The sequence below is a fragment of the Paenibacillus sp. MER 99-2 genome (assembly GCF_023714095.1).
Lineage (GTDB): Bacteria > Bacillota > Bacilli > Paenibacillales > Paenibacillaceae > Paenibacillus.
In genome coordinates this window covers 177,101-194,096 of the sequence record NZ_JAMAUZ010000002.1, presented here as the reverse complement: position 1 = coordinate 194,096, position 16,996 = coordinate 177,101, and the positions used below count along the sequence as shown (strand labels likewise).

Annotated in this window: 17 protein-coding genes and 2 pseudogenes; 10 read left to right on the top strand and 9 right to left on the bottom strand. The window is 46.7% G+C overall.

The window, feature by feature from the left end; genetic code table 11:
- Positions 1–9 precede the first annotated feature (9 nt).
- Positions 10–1,809 carry an ABC transporter ATP-binding protein gene (locus tag M3636_RS11705; protein ID WP_251382629.1) on the bottom strand — a complete coding sequence of 600 codons (1,800 nt, stop codon included), beginning with the start codon at positions 1,807–1,809 and terminating at the stop codon, positions 10–12.
- A gap of 114 nt (positions 1,810–1,923) precedes the next feature.
- Between M3636_RS11705 and M3636_RS11700 the strand changes: the two genes are divergently transcribed.
- Together M3636_RS11700 and M3636_RS11695 are read left to right on the top strand one after the other, a co-directional pair.
- A complete protein-coding gene (locus tag M3636_RS11700; RefSeq protein ID WP_251382628.1) occupies positions 1,924–2,817 on the top strand; it encodes a helix-turn-helix domain-containing protein in 894 nt (297 codons plus the stop codon).
- 15 nt (positions 2,818–2,832) lie between these two features.
- On the top strand, positions 2,833–3,378 hold the full coding sequence (locus tag M3636_RS11695; protein WP_251382627.1) for a DUF859 domain-containing protein: 546 nt from the start codon (positions 2,833–2,835) through the stop codon (positions 3,376–3,378).
- Between the two features lie 184 nt (positions 3,379–3,562).
- On the opposite strand, the gene M3636_RS11690 is transcribed toward M3636_RS11695, so the two are convergent.
- From M3636_RS11690 to M3636_RS11665, 6 genes and pseudogenes are all read right to left on the bottom strand, one after another.
- On the bottom strand, positions 3,563–4,198 hold the full coding sequence (locus M3636_RS11690; RefSeq protein WP_251383090.1) for a tetratricopeptide repeat protein: 636 nt from the start codon (positions 4,196–4,198) through the stop codon (positions 3,563–3,565).
- 171 nt (positions 4,199–4,369) lie between these two features.
- A pseudogene (locus M3636_RS11685) lies at positions 4,370–4,651 on the bottom strand (glycosyltransferase family 2 protein); the annotation flags it as partial.
- Positions 4,652–4,918: 267 nt separating this feature from the next.
- Entirely contained in the window at positions 4,919–5,677 is a 759-nt protein-coding gene (locus M3636_RS11680) for a class I SAM-dependent methyltransferase (protein WP_251382626.1), read from the bottom strand.
- Positions 5,664–7,058, bottom strand: a complete 1,395-nt coding sequence (locus M3636_RS11675) for a nucleotide sugar dehydrogenase (RefSeq protein WP_251383060.1) — start codon at positions 7,056–7,058, stop codon at positions 5,664–5,666. Before M3636_RS11675 ends, M3636_RS11680 begins: the two co-directional genes overlap by 14 nt.
- Before the next feature lie 25 nt (positions 7,059–7,083).
- Positions 7,084–8,073 carry a polysaccharide biosynthesis protein gene (locus tag M3636_RS11670; RefSeq protein WP_251382625.1) on the bottom strand — a complete coding sequence of 330 codons (990 nt, stop codon included), beginning with the start codon at positions 8,071–8,073 and terminating at the stop codon, positions 7,084–7,086.
- Between the two features lie 26 nt (positions 8,074–8,099).
- Positions 8,100–8,789, bottom strand: coding sequence for a glycosyltransferase (locus tag M3636_RS11665; protein ID WP_251382624.1), 690 nt, complete (start codon positions 8,787–8,789; stop codon positions 8,100–8,102).
- A 416-nt stretch (positions 8,790–9,205) separates the two neighbouring features.
- Between M3636_RS11665 and M3636_RS11660 the strand changes: the two genes are divergently transcribed.
- A complete protein-coding gene (locus tag M3636_RS11660; protein ID WP_251382623.1) occupies positions 9,206–9,916 on the top strand; it encodes a GT-D fold domain-containing glycosyltransferase in 711 nt (236 codons plus the stop codon).
- A gap of 202 nt (positions 9,917–10,118) precedes the next feature.
- On the opposite strand, the gene M3636_RS11655 is transcribed toward M3636_RS11660, so the two are convergent.
- On the bottom strand, positions 10,119–10,496 hold the full coding sequence (locus tag M3636_RS11655) for a hypothetical protein (protein ID WP_353056291.1): 378 nt from the start codon (positions 10,494–10,496) through the stop codon (positions 10,119–10,121).
- Positions 10,497–10,716: 220 nt separating this feature from the next.
- On the opposite strand from M3636_RS11655, the gene M3636_RS11650 reads away from it, so the two are divergent.
- Positions 10,717–11,865 (top strand): RluA family pseudouridine synthase, encoded by a 1,149-nt coding sequence (locus M3636_RS11650; protein WP_251382622.1) that lies wholly within the window; start codon positions 10,717–10,719, stop codon positions 11,863–11,865.
- 42 nt (positions 11,866–11,907) lie between these two features.
- Positions 11,908–12,489, top strand: coding sequence for an SLOG family protein (locus M3636_RS11645; protein ID WP_186323670.1), 582 nt, complete (start codon positions 11,908–11,910; stop codon positions 12,487–12,489).
- A 429-nt stretch (positions 12,490–12,918) separates the two neighbouring features.
- Here M3636_RS11645 and M3636_RS11640 read toward each other — a convergent pair whose 3' ends face one another.
- Entirely contained in the window at positions 12,919–13,257 is a 339-nt protein-coding gene (locus tag M3636_RS11640; protein ID WP_128100842.1) for a hypothetical protein, read from the bottom strand.
- Positions 13,258–13,539: 282 nt separating this feature from the next.
- Here M3636_RS11640 and speD point away from each other — a divergent pair, with 282 nt between their 5' ends.
- The 5 genes and pseudogenes from speD (at position 13,540) to M3636_RS11615 (ending at position 16,906) form a co-directional block, all read left to right on the top strand.
- Entirely contained in the window at positions 13,540–14,358 is an 819-nt protein-coding gene (gene speD / locus M3636_RS11635; protein ID WP_128100841.1) for an adenosylmethionine decarboxylase, read from the top strand.
- Positions 14,359–14,648: 290 nt separating this feature from the next.
- Positions 14,649–15,056, top strand: a complete 408-nt coding sequence (gene flgB / locus M3636_RS11630; RefSeq protein WP_128100840.1) for a flagellar basal body rod protein FlgB — start codon at positions 14,649–14,651, stop codon at positions 15,054–15,056.
- A 197-nt stretch (positions 15,057–15,253) separates the two neighbouring features.
- A pseudogene (locus M3636_RS11625) lies at positions 15,254–15,745 on the top strand (GNAT family N-acetyltransferase); the annotation flags it as partial.
- Between the two features lie 219 nt (positions 15,746–15,964).
- On the top strand, positions 15,965–16,366 hold the full coding sequence (locus M3636_RS11620; protein WP_251383059.1) for an NUDIX domain-containing protein: 402 nt from the start codon (positions 15,965–15,967) through the stop codon (positions 16,364–16,366).
- 15 nt (positions 16,367–16,381) lie between these two features.
- Positions 16,382–16,906: an ankyrin repeat domain-containing protein gene (locus M3636_RS11615; protein WP_128100839.1), complete on the top strand. Its 525-nt coding sequence runs from the start codon at positions 16,382–16,384 to the stop codon at positions 16,904–16,906.
- The last annotated feature ends 90 nt before the right edge of the window (positions 16,907–16,996 follow it).

The window sequence follows — 16,996 nt, the reverse complement described above, 5'->3', positions numbered from 1 at the left end:
AAATGTGATTCAATTGCCTGCTGCACTCTGCTCCGTAATATAGCTTCGATATCCATTCGGACGATTCAGGAGCTCATGATGTGTGCCCACATCTTGGATGCGCCCCTTCTGGATATAGATGACCTGATCTGCCCTTTCAATCAATGACAATCGGTGGGTGACCGCAATAATCGTCATGTCTTGCTCCGTTGTCATTCGGGTCATTAGACGATTCAATTGCTGCTCATGCCAAGGATCTTGAGAAGATGTTGGTTCATCCAGCAATAAAATATCCGGGTTTCTAAGCACAGCTCTCGCTAAACTAATTCGTTGGAGCTCCCCGCCAGACATCGATCCACCTTGTGGCTGAAGCTCAGTCTTATAACCGAGTGACTGACGCATAATAGCATCATGTGCATGAGTCATTTGCGCCGCAGCCTCTACTTGATCAACCGATATTCCTTCTAGTCCAAAAGCAATGTTTTCTTCCACCGAGCCTGTGAAAATAAAGGCTTGTTGCGGAACATATACCTGATGCACCTGGTCTGTCTGTGTAGAGCCAGTAACTTGTATTGCACCTTCGTTAGGAGCATACAACCCGGCTAACAATTTCAATAATGTCGTTTTGCCACACCCACTTGGCCCTGTAATGACAGTGAGTTTGCCTTTCATAGCTGTAAACGAAATATCCGATAACACTTCTTCCTGCTCCCCATATCTGAAGGAGACATGCTGCATATCTATCGCATGTGGTTTATCTTGTTTAGCCAATTGATCTGAACCTGATTCAATGTGTACATATGTATTGGTTTCAGGAGTGGATGCCATTGGCTCATCTGATCCAGCATTCTTTTTCTCCAAATCTAACACTTCAAAGATTCGTGACGCATGAGAGGCTGAGCTGATAAAGTCATTCCATAACCCCGAGAGTGATTCGATCGGGCGTGTTAACTGACTGCTTGCTACCAGAAAAGCCGCCAGCCCTCCCACATCCATATGTCCATTCAATACCTGTATGCCACCCAGATAAAGGATCAGGATCATTCCCCCATACGTGGAGATCCGTCCAGCCGCCTCCGAGAGGCGTTGCAACACAGATACTGACATCGTCTGTCTGAACACTCGATTCATTCGTTCCTTATAATCATGCTGCACAGATCCCGCAAGTCCGTAGCTGCGAATCTCAACAGGTGCTTGTATAATCTCAGTCAACATTTCATCCCTTGCTGCTGCACTAGCATTCAATAGATCATGTTGACGTTGTAAACGTCTGCCTAACCCCACCGTTATAAGTGGGTAGATTAACGTAAATGCAATAACAGCCAATGACAACGGCAGGTTCACCCAACTGAAATAAGCAAAGGCGAGAATGAGTTGAATGATATTTTTGGCCAGTTCAATACCATGTTGGTTGATCCCCTTCTGAGCCTCTTTAGCAGACGTCCAGATTCTAGCCGTGAGATCACCTGTGTGATACGGTGTCAGATCTCGTGTCTCGGTGTTTCCAAGAGATGACAGTAATAGAGTTTGCACAGATAAGAGTGATTTTTGCTGGAACAATGTCTCGATCCACGTCATGAATGCGGTTACAAGTATGCGTAATACCACAATGAGTGCACCTATGATTAGACCTGAGTAGATCAAGGAAACCTGTGATTCTGTCGCTCCCTTGACCAATCTTCGGATAGATTCCAGATAACCGACCTCAATTAAGGAAGCCGCAAAGGCCGCAAATAGCAACAGGATGATGAACATGCGATATCGACCTGTCAATTTCCACAGACGAATCATCATACTTCGTGTGGTATAAGTTCTTTTTTGGGTAATCATAGAACGTTTCTCCGATCTTGTTGTTAATTAAGCTCTTCGCTATGATATCATTGAAGATAAGGAAAAAATGAACATTTATTGCTATAACTACTTGAACCTATGAGGGAGATTCCTATGCAACACGATCTACTAGAGACTTTTGATATGTTATTTGACTATATTGAGACTCATATTCAAGAAAAACTGTCCCTCGACCATCTCGCTGCAATTGCTCATATATCCAAATTCCATCTGCACCGAATGTTCAAACATCTTAGCGGTCAACTTCCCGGTGAATATATCCGTGCTCGCAAACTCGCTCGCAGCTTGGAGCAACTCGTTGATTGGAACTGGAAGATTATCGATATCAGTGCACACTATGCATTTGAATATGAACAGTCATACATACGGGCATTCAAGCAAGCTTTTGGCATCACGCCATTACAATATCGCAAACAAGGGGCTCATGATCTCCGGATTACAGCTCGCCTAACGACAGCTATGATCACCACCCTTCCACACGGCTACGTACTGAGTCCAACTTATGTGCGAAAACCCGCCATGAAGCTTGTCGGTCAGCAACGCAGCATACGGTACATTGACAACGAGACCTATTATGAGGCTACGACAGCAGGCAACAACTTTATGGAAGAGCATTTTGCAATGATACCCGATGCGGTGCATCCCGGCGTTTACATTGGTTTCACCCGTGAAATGGATAACGATCATAGTATCTATCAGCCTTCTGTCGAAGTGCACACGTTTGATCATGCTCCTGCGGGTCTGGATCAGATCGAGGTACCTGCCAGTCAATATGCAGTTTTCAAATTCATCTGTGACTTTCATTCCAGCCGAATCAACATTGATCATCTAGACAGTGTCTGGACCTTTATTGATGAATATTGGCAGAGTCGTTCAGGGTATGCGAAGCGTGATTCGTATTACTTTGAATGGGTGGATGGTCATCTGGCGGAGGAGAACTACGGAGAATTGGATATCTACATTCCGGCACAGCAGATATTAGATTAAAGGAGGCTTACCTTATTGGAGCACAACAATCGTACTAACGAAGCAGCAAATACAGAAACTAAACTAACCAAACCCTGGATTAGGCGCCATCCAATGTTTGCTGGGTTTCTATTGTTTGTAATCGCACTTATCGTTGTTGGCGTTCTCTACTACATACTTCGTATCTACTTCTCGACATTCGATCGTTCTGAACAAGGATATCTTGCTTATTCTATGCCTTCACGGAACGGTGAATATGTAGCCGAAATCTATGGTGTTCCTTACGGTGGTGCGGGCGCAGGAGGAGTAACCATCTGGGTCGATGTTCGATCAACCGGAAACGGATCTGCTGGTGCAGACGCCAGTTTTGTGAAAACCATCTATCGTGCTGAATTTCGCGGAGCCAACCACCTTGAATGGGAAAATGAAAAAACGCTCCGGATTGAAAACCGGAACGAATATAATGATGACAGCGTAACGCTGAATATTGATGAAGACATCTATGATGGATGGAACTTTGCATGTAAGAGCCTGCGCATGAAAGGTGAATACGTGCGTTGCCTCTCTCCTGAGAAGCAGTAGTAACAGTGATGTTTAAATAAGTTATTTGCTTTTGCAGTACACCAAAATCAAACGATTAGAGCAGACATTCTAGCACGTAGCTTACTCATTAATCACGGCCCTGTGCTGGTTTCTTTGCACACTCTTTGCTTGTTCTTCGCTTGTTCTTTGCTCTTGCTCTACGCTTCCTTCACTCTGCCCACTGTCAATCCTGGCGAGGTTCAAATGTTGTCTGACGCACCATCGTTTCCAACTTCTCCCGATTACTGAGCAATCCGGCATCAGTCGGCATATATGCCAGCGCTTGAACATTATGCTTAAGCGCCTGTTCCCAATGTCCCAATTGAGCATAGGACAAGGAGAGCCGGGCATGAGGAAGCCAGGATCGACATGCCGCAGGTACGGGGCGGAACCCCGGATCACGGGTGCCTACATCAAGAGCCTGCATATACCAATATATCGCAGTCATATGCTCCCCACGTTCTTGAAAGCAAGACGCAATTGCGCAGCAGAAGTCCGCATGGGGTAGGTCAAACTGGAACGACTGCAATAAGGCGCGAAGCTTATAGCTCGGCTTGCCAAGTCGTTCATAACATTCCGCAAGCCGCGCGCAGGCAATTAGACGATCCTCGCGATAACCCTGCGGCTCCTGCAGCAGTTTCTCGTAGCCTTGCACCGCAGCCCCGTAGCGCTTGCGGTCATAACATTCGCCTGCATAATAGAACAGCAGGCGACCCTGGGCTGCGCCCTCTGCGGCGATCCATTTGCGCAGAATGCGCACGTTACGCGCCGAATGATTGCTCGCTTCGCGGCGATGCGTGACGGCAATGTCTGCCGTCATCACCCCGCTCCGCGGAAAGCTTAGCTGCTCGTGCAGCCGGCCATGCCAGCGGCACCCTGCGCTGCGCTTGACCAGGCGGTTCCGGCGGTCCGTCACTAACGGACTTGCCTCCGCCCCCTCGGCCAGCGTGTAGTTCAAGACCACAGCTTCCGTCTCACCATCTGACGGAAGCTGCTCTTTCAGCGCTTGAAGCTTCGCCTGATCGCCCGGCAACAGCACATCATCCGCATCCAGCCATAGGATATACTCCTGCGTGGCCTGTTCGAATGAGTAATTACGAGCTGCAGCAAAATCATCCTGCCATTCATATGTGTAGACTTGGTCGGTATACTGCGCAGCCACATCCATGGTTCGGTCAGATGAGCCTGTATCGACAATGATGATCTCATCCACGATTCCACTCACCGAATCGAGACAACGTGCCAACGTGCGTTCTTCGTTCTTCACGATCATACATAGACTGATAGTGATCACGGATAAACCCCTTCCTTGCCCCTACACCTTATGCGATGAAGCATCTTATTCAACATTCGTGATAACTTTCATATTCCGACTTGCTAAGACGGAGACGCGCCCTATTTTTCAACATAGCCTCCGGTTGTACATCCATTTTATAAGTCTCCTTGGTGCAGCTTAGCTTGATATATCGTACTCTCCCTCTATACTTGTTGTGTCCGCCTTATCTTACTTCTCTAACTGTTCTTACTATCCTTACTACCTTTACTGTTCTGACGACTGTTTCTCCGCTTCTTGTTTACGTAGACGCTTTACCTGTTCAACCGCATTGTCGAGCGCCTTCTTCCGTTGATTCATCAGTCGCAGGTGGCTACGTTCGATTTCGGCAAAATGGGCATAGTCCAGTTCCATCCATGTGTTCATTTCACTTGGCGCAGGCGAGATATATGGATTGACTTCCCATCGTCTACGTGCAGCGCAGCATAGATACTTATGATGAACCTCCAGCTTCACCACTTCGAAATACGGCAGCAGACACATCGCAAGCTTGCCTGCATAGAAGGTCTGTTTATGATCATGAAACGGATGATATCCATAGGGAACCGTCACGACCAGCGTTCCTTTTTCATGCAATAACCGATGGATCTGAACTAATAACTTCTCGGGATGGGCAAAATGCTCCAGCACTTCACCGAGCAGTATCGTGTCGAAGACAGCCCTTTCCTTCCACTGCGTAATGTCCATCAGCCGAAAATCCATTTTGCTTCGCACAGGCTTCGATTCTTTCGCTAGCTCTTCCTTCGCATACCTGATGCTCTCTTCCTCCAGATCAATGCCGGTTACCCGAAAACCTTCACGCGCAAGCAGTATGGAGGTAATCCCCTGACTGCATCCGATATCCAGCATTCGCTCACCTGTCGCTTCCCGGCACATCCAGTGAATACGTGTCCTCGTTGCTTCATGAGACTCTTCCGAATTAATCTCGCCATAATATCGCTCATTCACCCGGTCATGATTCGCCATCGCTACCTCCTGCTTTTTGAGGTGAATGGCTCGCCATTTCCTCTGGATCAGTAACGATAGGATGATGAGCTGGATGCCCGAGCACCACAATGTTGCCCCCATGGACACCTTGGGTAGCATTACGGGTATCGAAAATTTGTTTCGCGTGGTCGGCCATCTCTTGATAATCAAAGCCGGTATGATCCGTTGTAATAATCACAAGATCCGCCCATGCCCATAGTTCCGGCGAGGCTGGTTGAGATTGAATAATCGTGCCGTCATCCTTGCGGAAGACCGGTACCATCGGGTCGGTGAAGACGACCTCTGCTCCCGCTGCGCTTAGCAGTCTGAAGACATCCAGTGCGGGGGATTCACGCAAATCATCAATATCTTTTTTGTACGCCATACCTGCCAGCACAATCCGTGCATCCTTTACGAAAATCCCATTCTGCATCAGGAGTTCCACTGCCCTCGCCACCACACGCTCCGGCATCTCCCGGTTCATTGCATCGGCTAGTTTGATGAATTGCAGCTCCGACCCCTGTCGCTCTGCCGCCCAGGACAGATAGATCGGATCAATCGGAATACAGTGTCCACCAATCCCCGGCCCGGGGTAGAAAGGCATATATCCAAACGGCTTCGTCGCAGCAGCGTCCAGCACCTCCCAGATGTTCACTCCCATCTGCTCGCATGCAGGCGTAAGCTCATTCACAAGGGCAATGTTTACGCTGCGAAACGTATTTTCGAACAGCTTCGCGGTCTCAGCCACAGTGGTCGAGCTCACAGGCACAATTTCGTTCAAGAACGAGCCGTAGAACGCTGTGCCATAGGCTAAACAGGAGGACGTAGTACCTCCAATGATCTTCGGTGTATTTTTCACCCCATAATTCACACTACCTGGATCAACCCGCTCAGGAGAATAGCAGACATGGAACTGTTTGCCTACCGTCCAGCCTGTGGCTGCTTCAATCGGCTGCTTCACATGCTCCTCCGTCGTTCCCGGATATGTGGTGCTCTCCAGTATGATGAGGCTTCCCTGCTTCAGATGAGGGGTTATACCTTCCACTGCTGCGGCGATATATGAAATATCCGGTTGATGACCTGGCGTTAGTGGTGTTGGTACACAGATGACAATGATATCTGCCTTGGCGACTGCTGAATAATCCGTTGTTGCCGTGAATAATCCGTTTGCAGTTAACGACTGCACCACTTGATCCTCAATGCCGATCACATAGGAATCTCCCGCTCGAAGCCTCGCAACCTTGAGTGTATCAATATCAATACCATGTACTCGATAACCAGCCTGCGCCATCTCCACTGCCATCGGAAGCCCGACATAACCCAGCCCAATAACAGCAGCAAGAAGGGAGCGGTTGTGTATGCTGTCTTGCAATCCTTCCATCTCCAAACGCTCCGCCTCCCTTCTATTAATCGATAAAGCCGCCTGCACGCAAAAACTGAGCTATCGCTTGTTTGTTCATCATGGCAGTGTCTGAGCGGTATTCGGAAAGTGTGACACGAGGCAGGCTATTGTACTGATCTTGCAGGCGCTTGTCCGGCTCCTGCGGCAATATGACATAATATTGCTCATCATACTTATAGGTACGCGGTGATTCAAATGGTGAGATGAGCACTTCATGCAGCTTCTCGCCAGGGCGAATGCCTGTAACCTTATAGTCAAAGGACGGGCGACCCGCCTGCTCTAACATAACCGAGGCCAGATCGGTCATCTTGCAAGCTTTCATTTTCATCACAAATGTCTCTCCGCCTACCGCCGCCTCAGCCGCCTTAAGCAGTAGATGTATCGCTTCTGTGCGAGTCAGAAAAAAGCGAGTCATACCTTTGTCCGTAATGGTAAGCGACTTGCCCTCATCAATCTGCCGCCGGAACAATGGCACAACACTGCCGCTTGTTCCTAACACATTGCCTCCACGGATGCAGACGAATCGAGTATGCTCACTTAGCCCATTCGCACGAATCATCATCTTCTCCCCGAGCGCTTTGGTCATGCCATACACGTTGATTGGATCAACCGCCTTATCGGTAGAAACATCAATCACCTTAGGAATCTTCATACGAATGGCTGCTTTAATGATATTCTGCGTGCCAATGACATTGGTCTTGAAGGCTTCATCTGGCTGATCTTCACATACGGGAACATGCTTCAATGCAGCCAGATGAAAGAGAACATTCACATTCCTGCACGCTTCCTCTACTGCCCCATAATCCCGAATATCTCCGATGACAAAACGTAGCCTTGCATCATGACCAAAATCACGTTGCATCGCGATCTGAGCATACTCGTTACGCGACATGATACGAATCTCAGCCGGATCCTGTTCCAGCAGTACCTCGGTCAGCTTCTGTCCCCAGGAGCCTGTTCCTCCAGTGATCAAAATAATCTGTCCTTTAATCATGCAAGAATGCCTCCTTCATTAGATCGTTAGATCATGAATTCACGTAATACCTGAGCCATTTCTTCTCGGCTTAAACGATCTTTGGGTGGTACCTTTTTGACCGATGTGTTGCTGCTATGCACGATATTGACATAATTGCGAGGTGCAAGCAGTTCATGTGGCAGATCAATTACATTTCCGTGCGTTCCGCGGCCTGGCAGCTTCACCCGATAGCCTGCAGCGTATTCCTCCGTCCGGTACAGGTAGACATAGAACTGCGGGGAACGATGAAACGCTGGTGCCATCTCATGATTCACACTATCCCACAGGTAGCCGTTCTGATTAATTAATGCCATTGTCTCCGGCTGTGGCTGAATATCGTACAACTGTTGAACAAAGGTACGGTGGTACAGATCATCCGAATCCAGACGTGCAATATAGATGTGTTCTGCCCCTTGTGCATAAGCCAGAATGGCACGTACACTCTCGATGTTGGTTCCAAAACGAATATTAGAAGGCAACGGCTCCTGTTCCGCAAGAATCTCTTGCATCAACTCTCCTGATTCCTTCGACAGCTTCACTACGGTAAGGAAATCCTGATTCGTCTGCGCCTTGAGGCAATGCAAGGTAAAGGTACGAAAGATGCTCATCCGTCGCTCCAGCCATTCTCTCGTTAACCGCTGCGGATCCATGCCATAATTGTTGAAGTTAATCTCAATAACGACTTTCCTAGACATAACATCCCTCCTTGTTTATGCGAACTTTTGGAATAACCTCTTCTGGTTGCTTTTGACCATTTTCATAGTTTTGCAGCCCATGCCTTGCAGAAATAAATGGTTTGCGTTGCTGCATTCAATCTATCTTTCATAGCGTAATTCTCTTATCCGCCATCTCTACAACGTATGAAATAGAGGTAGAATCGGTCAGTACACTTGAACTACTTTTCACAAAATAGATTGATATACACCGCAGATTCGCCTTATATTGCGTGTTCAATAAGGGTGGTTTTCAGCACCAAGAAGAGGGGATGTTGGTAATCCCCTCATCAAAAGTGGACTTATGGAATAGCCTTTTACAGGTCGAACGTACAAAACGTTAGCGCAGCCATTACATAGAATAGGTCAATAGAATACGAAGGAGGTTTACATCTAAAATGAATGCTATTTATCTTGAGACGGATGGTGTACTTGATCAGCTCGAAGCAGCACTTGTAGAGCAGCGTCCTTTTTCTCTCGTTCGCGTGGGCGATGGCGAGAATATTGTCATGTCTCAGGAAACGGTTTGGACTGTGGAGCAGGTGCTTCAAGAGCGCTGGGCGATCAAAGCCAATTTAGGTCAAAAGGGACTTCGTCTCCCCGATTTTCAGCTTAGAGATCACGTGGCCGCCTCTATACAGAGAGCTAATATTGTTGGGGTGCTGCCTCCAGGGGACATGACGATCAAAGCACCGGATTATCTCAAACGGCCGCTCACCGATATGTTATTTGCTCACTACGGTATCTCTCCAGCAATGACCTGCCATGCTTGTGTCAACCGTGAGCTCGTACAGATGCCTCGGTTCTGGTCCATGCTTGCTGGTAAACGGGTGCTGCTCGTGACTCGCGAGATTGATGCCCTTCGCGATCGGCTTGTTCAAGAACCGTATCATCTGCAGATCGCAGCAGCCCTTCCTTTTGATAACTGGGGTCAGACGGATGAAACGCTGCAATGGATCGTAACGAACCAGCATACGTTTGATGTCGCCCTATTCTCCTGTGGCGTTAATGCGGTTGTTCTCGCTGAGCGCACAGCCGCTCTGGCAGGCAAAGTTGCTATTGATTTTGGCAAAGCAGGCAACATCATTCTGAAAGGACGTGCTAACTGAGCTTTCTTTTTGCTTCAATTTATTTCAATTCCTCTAATGTTGCTTCACACACAGACTAGATATAACTCAAAGAAAATCCCGGACTCCTACAATACTGGAGCCGGGATTTTCTTCTACGAGTATCACAGAGGAATTACGGTACGTCATAGTTCAGTATTTCTGAATGAATCGGCAACTTCTCTCTTAGTAACCTTGCAGAAAACTAGTTAGTAGCGGCAATGCCATAGAACATCTCAGGCCCTGTTCTTGCTACGGTAGACACCCCTGATATAAACGAAGTGTATACACTTTCCAGCGCGGGTGGTGCAGCCAAATCCTGTGCGGTAAAAGAATGAAATTCAGCGCCGCCTGTCTGTCCCACCGTACCTTCGGCACGATAGATAACAAAGAACGGATCATATACAGTACCTCGTACCAGTTCAACAACGAAGGTATCTCCCTCTTCTCCCGTTACACCAACCGTGCCATTCAGGGTGATAATGGGATTCGCAATACCTAAGGTTTGCAGCCCAATCGACCCGAACACTTCTGGTGATACGGATAAAGACGTGTTAGGCGATCCTACGCTTCCTGAATTCATTGAGGTTCTCATATCGAGAAATACACCCAAGAGTAACACCTCCAATGCAATGAGATATCCTATTCTATGAATCTCAACTCTCGTTCGATTGGATAAATAACAGTTTCTATACACCTATTTTTATTTACACCCGGTTAATGGTATATTGAACTGCATAACGAAATGAACGGATCGTATGCACGCAAGCGGTACAGGCTGTTCAGAAGGAGATTATTAATTTATGAATACACGTAAACGTTCCACAGGCAATTCATCATCCAAAGGAAAGTCATCGAACCGCCCCTCAGCGGCACGTTCCCAGAGATCAGGTGCTGCATCTGCCGATTCATCAAGATCCTCTGCATCTACATCTCGTAATACAGCGGCTACGAACAAGCCACTAGCTGCCAAGTCTTCAACAACAGGCAACCAAGCAAGATCTACGAAAGCCAAATCATCAGGCGCATCGAAACGCTCTGGCAATTCCTATTATCGTAAACAAGAGCCACCTCGCCAGTATCAAGTGACAGAGTCAGAAGAATTGCTGCCGTTCCTGCTTAAGCATTTGAAAGATGGTCGGAATGCCGTGAAGTCCATTTTGGGTCGTGGTCAGGTATCTGTGGATCAGAAGGTCGTGACGAAGTTCAACCTGGCACTCACGCCGGGTCAGACTGTATCCATTAGCAAAGAAGGCGCTGTAGCTGCTCCTTCCATGACGGGTGTGAATATTTTGCATGAGGATAATGACATCATCGTCATTCGTAAGGAAGCTGGGCTATTATCCATCGCCGCTGACCGTAGCAACGACCTTACAGCCTACCGCCAGTTGATGGAGCATGTGCGTCGTACGAATCCAAACAATCGGATATTTGTCGTGCATCGTCTGGATCGGGATACATCTGGCGTAATGATGTTTGCCAAAAGCGAAGAGGTACAGCAGAAACTGCAAAACAACTGGAAAGATAATGTACAGGATCGCGTCTATGTCGCTCTAGTTGAAGGTGCTGTGAGCAAAGAGGAAGGTACGATCTCCTCCTGGCTGAAGGAAACCAAAACGCTGAAAATGTACTCAAGTCCACGTGCGAACGATGGACAACACGCTATAACACACTACAAGCGTCTTAAATCCAATCGTGAGTTTTCTCTGCTTGAAGTTCGATTGGAAACAGGACGCAAAAATCAGATTCGGGTGCACATGGAAGACCTCGGACATCCAATTGCAGGGGACAAAAAGTACGGTGCGCGCACGAGAGACCTGGGACGCCTTGGACTCCATGCACGTGTGCTCTCGTTTATCCACCCGACGACCGATAAGCTAATGACATTCGAGACCGATATTCCGAAGCAATTCCTGTATCCTTTCCGTGCAGATAACGCAACCGCGGAGTAACTGAAGCTCTCGGGAACGGATTCGCGCTGAAAGGAGCAACCGATGCTGAAAAACTTGTTAATTACCGGTTATCGGGCACATGAACTGCAGATTTTTGGACAGAAGCATGAGGGCATTCCTTATATCAAAAAAGCCATTGCCTCCCGCCTCACACCGCTTGTGGAGGATGGGCTGGAATGGGTGTTGACACCAGGGCAATACGGCGTGGATCTGTGGGCCTGTGAAGTTGTGCTGGAACTGAAGGAGACTTTCCCTGATCTGAAATTATCGATCATCACTGCTTTTCAGAATCCTGAGGAACAATGGAAAGAAGATAAACAAGAGTATTATCGCTCCATCCTGCAAGGCGTTGATTATTATGGCGCGATCAGTCGTCAGCCCTATATTGGTCCATGGCAGTTCACAGCGCGGGATGATCTTCTGCTACGCAAAAGCGACGGTCTATTGCTTGTGTACGATGAAGATGCCGGCGAAGGCAGCCCACGCTTTATGAAGGAAAAGGCGATTAAGAAACAGCAGAATGAAGACTATACCATCATCAGCGTAACGTCGGAGGACATTCAATCCATCGCGGAGGATGAACGGATGAATGATGTGCAGCATTACGAAGATACTTCCTTCTGAATCATGTCTGTATTGATATAGAAATGGCTATCCCTTAAGTCATATAAATGACTGGAGATAGCCCTTTTTGTGTTTTATTAAAAGGGATTCTCTCCTTTAACAAATGGAACAAAAATAACATACAAAGAGCCCATTAGAAAAGCCCAGAAAATCAACGATTTGAAGCGTTTCCTGAAGAAATCAGCATTCTTTTTTATACATAGCGCACAAATGAGTGTATAAAGGAAAAACAAAAAATATGAGACCCCAAACCAGTTAACCCATACGTTCCCCATAAAAGGAATATTGAAACGCTCATAAATATTTCTCAAAACATTTTCTGTAACAATGAAGCCAATAACCAAAAATCCTATGAATTCCATATAGATTATCATTTGCTTTTTCCAAATGGACATTCCCCTCATCTCCTATTTATCCTGATTCATCTATCTATCCGAAATATTGAAGAATTAACTGGTATAGCGCTACAGAGAGTCCTAATAGACTCGCTTTCATTTTAGACGGATGGTATCTGCTGTTACCCCCAGACAAATATAATAAGATCAATAGAAATCCCATAGGTAGCGATAACTGAAAGAAGCCTTCGGTTGTAGCATGAGAATAGATTGGTGTAGTAAACGTACTGATCCAAAAGTAAAAGAAAATGGTAAAACGTCTTGTTTCTAATTGTCTGCTCCATCTTACTAACAGGAATATAATAATGACCATGATCATTGAAATGAGTAATGGTGGGAGAACAATAGTAACGCTCCCTAAGCTGAATTCCATGTGGCATAGCCCTCCTCTTCATCAGTAATCGCCTCGTACATCTCCATCAAGAATCACGTTTCACAATCAAAAGGTTAATATTACCAAAGGAATGGATGAATGTAAAAAAAGAGAATTAGATACTGTGAAGCAACGAACCGGGTTACTAGGGTATCTGTCGTAGTCATGCCAGGCTGTAAAAGCCTTGAATGGCTTACTCATGTTTTTTTTGGCAGCAATATGGGTATAAGTAGTATTAAAACTGCGATTACTATGTCGTATGGATAAAGGGGAACTGCAGCCATGACATTAACTCCCGAGCAGCGCATTCAACTGCACGGATTCAACAACCTGACCAAATCGCTGAGCTTTAACATGTACGATATCTGTTACACCAAAACCAAAGATGAACGTGAGGCTTATATTGAATATATTGATGAACAGTATAATGCGGCTCGATTAAGCAAAATTCTCAGAAATGTATCCGACATTATTGGTGCACACGTTCTGAATGTGGCGCAGCAAGATTACGTTCCACAAGGCGCTAGTGTAACCATGCTCGTATCCGAAGGGCCGATCGTGGAAATTCCGGAGGAATCGTTCGATGAATCCCCCGGGCCGTTGCCCGATAACGTCGTGATGCAGCTGGATAAAAGCCATATTACGGTTCATACGTACCCGGAATTTCATCCAAGCGAAGGAATTAGTACGTTCCGTGCCGATATAGACGTGTCCACTTGCGGGGAAATCTCGCCCCTCAAAGCGCTGAACTATCTCATTCATTCCTTCGACACAGACATTATGACGATGGATTACCGTGTGCGTGGATTTACTCGTGATACAAGTGGACGCAAGCTGTTCATCGATCATGAGATTGGTTCCATCCAGAATTACATTCCGGATGAGATTAAGAGCAGCTTTGATATGATTGATGTGAACGTCTATCAGGAGAACATTTTCCACACCAAGTGTAAGCTCCGGGAATTCGATCTGGATAACTATCTCTTTGGGTACACCAAGGATAAGCTGAGCAAGGCAGAACAACATGAAATTACGGAGTGGCTGAAGCTGGAAATGGACGAGATCTATTATGGCAAAAACATTAACCGTCCTACTCCATGACTGAACTTCAAAGGTGACTGACACCTTTGTCATAAGGTGGGACAATGCGTGCTGGGACTGCATACGGTGCGAAAATACAACATTCCTAGCGTCGTTGCGGTAACAATCTATGTAACCCATTAATCAACGTTAAAAGTACTATTTACAGACAAGCAGTCATGCCAGTAAGGTTCTTCACTTCGTGAGAGCCTTTGGCATACGCTTGTCTTTTCGTCATTTGTTGACATGACGCAACATATTTTCTTATTATAGGAGTAACGGTATTACTTTGCAGTGAAGGAGAATGAGCCGTGATCGAAACGAACACTTCCAAGCGTAACGAATCGCTGTTACAAGTATTAACCACCCGGCATAATGTAACTGCTAACAACATTGCCAATGCGGACACACCGAATTATAAGAAGAAGTCGGTAGAGTTCCAAGAAGAACTCAGACGCATCGTTGAGCAAGGCAACACAGATAATTTGGATTTACACCGGACTCATCCGAAACATTTTCCAGTTAGCACTCCTGGTCCTGTCGTACCCTACCGCATTGTAGAGGACAACAACACAACGATGAACAACAACGGCAATAATGTTGACATTGACAAGGAAATGTCGAATCTTGCGGAGAATCAATTGATGTACAATTACATGGTCGATCGAGTAAGTGGACACTATAAAAAGATAAAGAACCTTCTAAATGATCTGAAATAACGCAAGACTCCGCAGCCCGTAGGCTGCTTTTTTTTATTTGGCATAGCAAGTACATAACCGCGAATAAGCACATACTCGCAAAACGAACGGATTATTGAATTGAATTGTGAATCAGGTATTCCATTTTTCGGATCTGGGCTCATTCGTAGTATAATGATAACTAATGAACGATTTCATATCGATAAAAGAGGTGCAACATGGCTCCACTTCATTTTAATCATTTTCAAGGCTCCAAGGTTCGACTGGCAGCACCCTGCCCGGAAGATTGTATGCGGTTATCCCGTTTCACAGACGATTATGGCTATCTACGTAATCTAGATACAGACATTGCAGTACCGCTAACGCCGGATGAAACAGGTTCTTCTTCTGTCCGCAGAGATAATGGATTTGAGTTTTCCTTGCGTACGCTAGAGGATAATCGATATATTGGCTTCACCGCTCTCTACCGAATCGAATGGAATAATCGCTCCGCGCGTCTGGCCATTGCTATCGGCGATGCGAAGGATCGTGGCAAAGGCTACGGTAGTGATGCGCTTGCCCTGATCATGCGTTATGGCTTCCATGAATTGAATCTGAACCGGATTGCACTGGAAGTGATTGAATATAACGAGTCTGCCATGCAGGCATATCTAAAAGCTGGATTTCAGGTAGAAGGACGTCAGTGTTCAGCCGTATTACGAGATGGAAGGCACTATGACCTCATCTCTATGAGTATCCTTGCAGAGGAATGGTCAAGACAGACGGAACTGCCCCTATCTTTTCAGTCTACTCGTGCGAATGTCTCAAACGAAACGTCAGTTAACATAGATCAATTTCAACGCGCTGCCTCCGTCTCTACTTCTGGTTCTGGTGATGCATCCGAGCCCTCCCTGTCCACTACGAGTGAAAACGCCACTGTTCAACCTCGCATTGGCGTAGGTGCGGTCATTGTTAATGATCGTAGAGAAGTACTACTTGTCTGGCGCAACCGTGAACCAGAGCAATTCACCTGGAGCATACCCGGAGGTAAAATCGACCCTTACGAGTCTGCTGAAACAGCAGTTATTCGGGAGATTAAGGAAGAAGTCAATCTAGATATCGCCATCGACCGATTGCTCTGCACAGCAGAGACGATTCAGCCTGACCAGCAGGAGCATTGGATTTCTCTTCTCTACTCCACACGGATTATTGGAGGTATCGCTCGGAATCTTGAAGAAGGCGGAGCCATCGGTGAGATCGGATGGTTCCCGCTGGATGATCTACCATCTCCACTCGCTTGCTTCGCTGTTCCTGGTCTTGATGCTGTGAAGAAAATGTATTTCGGAGAATGATTGGAGGCCTGCCACTTGGAACATGAAGAACAGATTAACGAACTATTTAAAGCTAGTCAGAACGGGGATGTTGTCAAAATAAAAACATTACTCGCCTCTCTGCCTGATCTCGCCAATACGGAAAACAATGATGGGCTCACCCCGCTTGGGTACGCCGCGCATTATGGACAAGCCGAAGCGGTGCGTATTCTTCTAGCGCATGGAGCAGATGTTAACGTTGTTTCTCATTCAAAAATCTCATTTATCCCGTCCAATACTGCCCTGCACGCCGCACTTGCAGGGGAACGGTCGGTGGAGGTTGTCCGTTTATTACTAGAACACGGTGCATCGACGAATATCCTTGATAGTGACGGTCAGAATGCTCTTCACTCTGCTGCGTTCCATACCGATCAAGCAGAACTGATTCAGCTTCTCCTACAGCATGGAGCTGATCCATCAGCCCTCTCCGATGCAGGACAGACCGCGCTGGATATTGCACTGAACAAAGGCAATCCTTCAACAGCTAAATGTCTGAGAGATGCCCTTGCAGCAAAGTCCTAATTGTTACTCACATATGTCGAAACCCGTTTAACCGCTAGGCTCCTTAGCTGTGTCATGGAGTTTAGCGGTTATTTATTTTGAGCGAACGGC

What these genes read in the sequence shown, in the direction of transcription:
- M3636_RS11705 (WP_251382629.1), bottom strand. Translation starts at nt 1,809, where the DNA reads ATGATTACCCAAAAAAGAACTTATACCACACGAAGTATGATGATTCGT.
- M3636_RS11700 (WP_251382628.1), top strand. Translation starts at nt 1,924, where the DNA reads ATGCAACACGATCTACTAGAGACTTTTGATATGTTATTTGACTATATT.
- M3636_RS11690 (WP_251383090.1), bottom strand. Translation starts at nt 4,198, where the DNA reads ATGACGGCAGACATTGCCGTCACGCATCGCCGCGAAGCGAGCAATCAT.
- M3636_RS11680 (WP_251382626.1), bottom strand. Translation starts at nt 5,677, where the DNA reads ATGGCGAATCATGACCGGGTGAATGAGCGATATTATGGCGAGATTAAT.
- M3636_RS11675 (WP_251383060.1), bottom strand. Translation starts at nt 7,058, where the DNA reads ATGGAAGGATTGCAAGACAGCATACACAACCGCTCCCTTCTTGCTGCT.
- M3636_RS11670 (WP_251382625.1), bottom strand. Translation starts at nt 8,073, where the DNA reads ATGATTAAAGGACAGATTATTTTGATCACTGGAGGAACAGGCTCCTGG.
- M3636_RS11665 (WP_251382624.1), bottom strand. Translation starts at nt 8,789, where the DNA reads ATGTCTAGGAAAGTCGTTATTGAGATTAACTTCAACAATTATGGCATG.
- M3636_RS11660 (WP_251382623.1), top strand. Translation starts at nt 9,206, where the DNA reads ATGAATGCTATTTATCTTGAGACGGATGGTGTACTTGATCAGCTCGAA.
- M3636_RS11655 (WP_353056291.1), bottom strand. Translation starts at nt 10,496, where the DNA reads ATGAATTCAGGAAGCGTAGGATCGCCTAACACGTCTTTATCCGTATCA.
- M3636_RS11650 (WP_251382622.1), top strand. Translation starts at nt 10,717, where the DNA reads ATGAATACACGTAAACGTTCCACAGGCAATTCATCATCCAAAGGAAAG.
- M3636_RS11645 (WP_186323670.1), top strand. Translation starts at nt 11,908, where the DNA reads ATGCTGAAAAACTTGTTAATTACCGGTTATCGGGCACATGAACTGCAG.
- M3636_RS11640 (WP_128100842.1), bottom strand. Translation starts at nt 13,257, where the DNA reads ATGGAATTCAGCTTAGGGAGCGTTACTATTGTTCTCCCACCATTACTC.
- speD (WP_128100841.1), top strand. Translation starts at nt 13,540, where the DNA reads ATGACATTAACTCCCGAGCAGCGCATTCAACTGCACGGATTCAACAAC.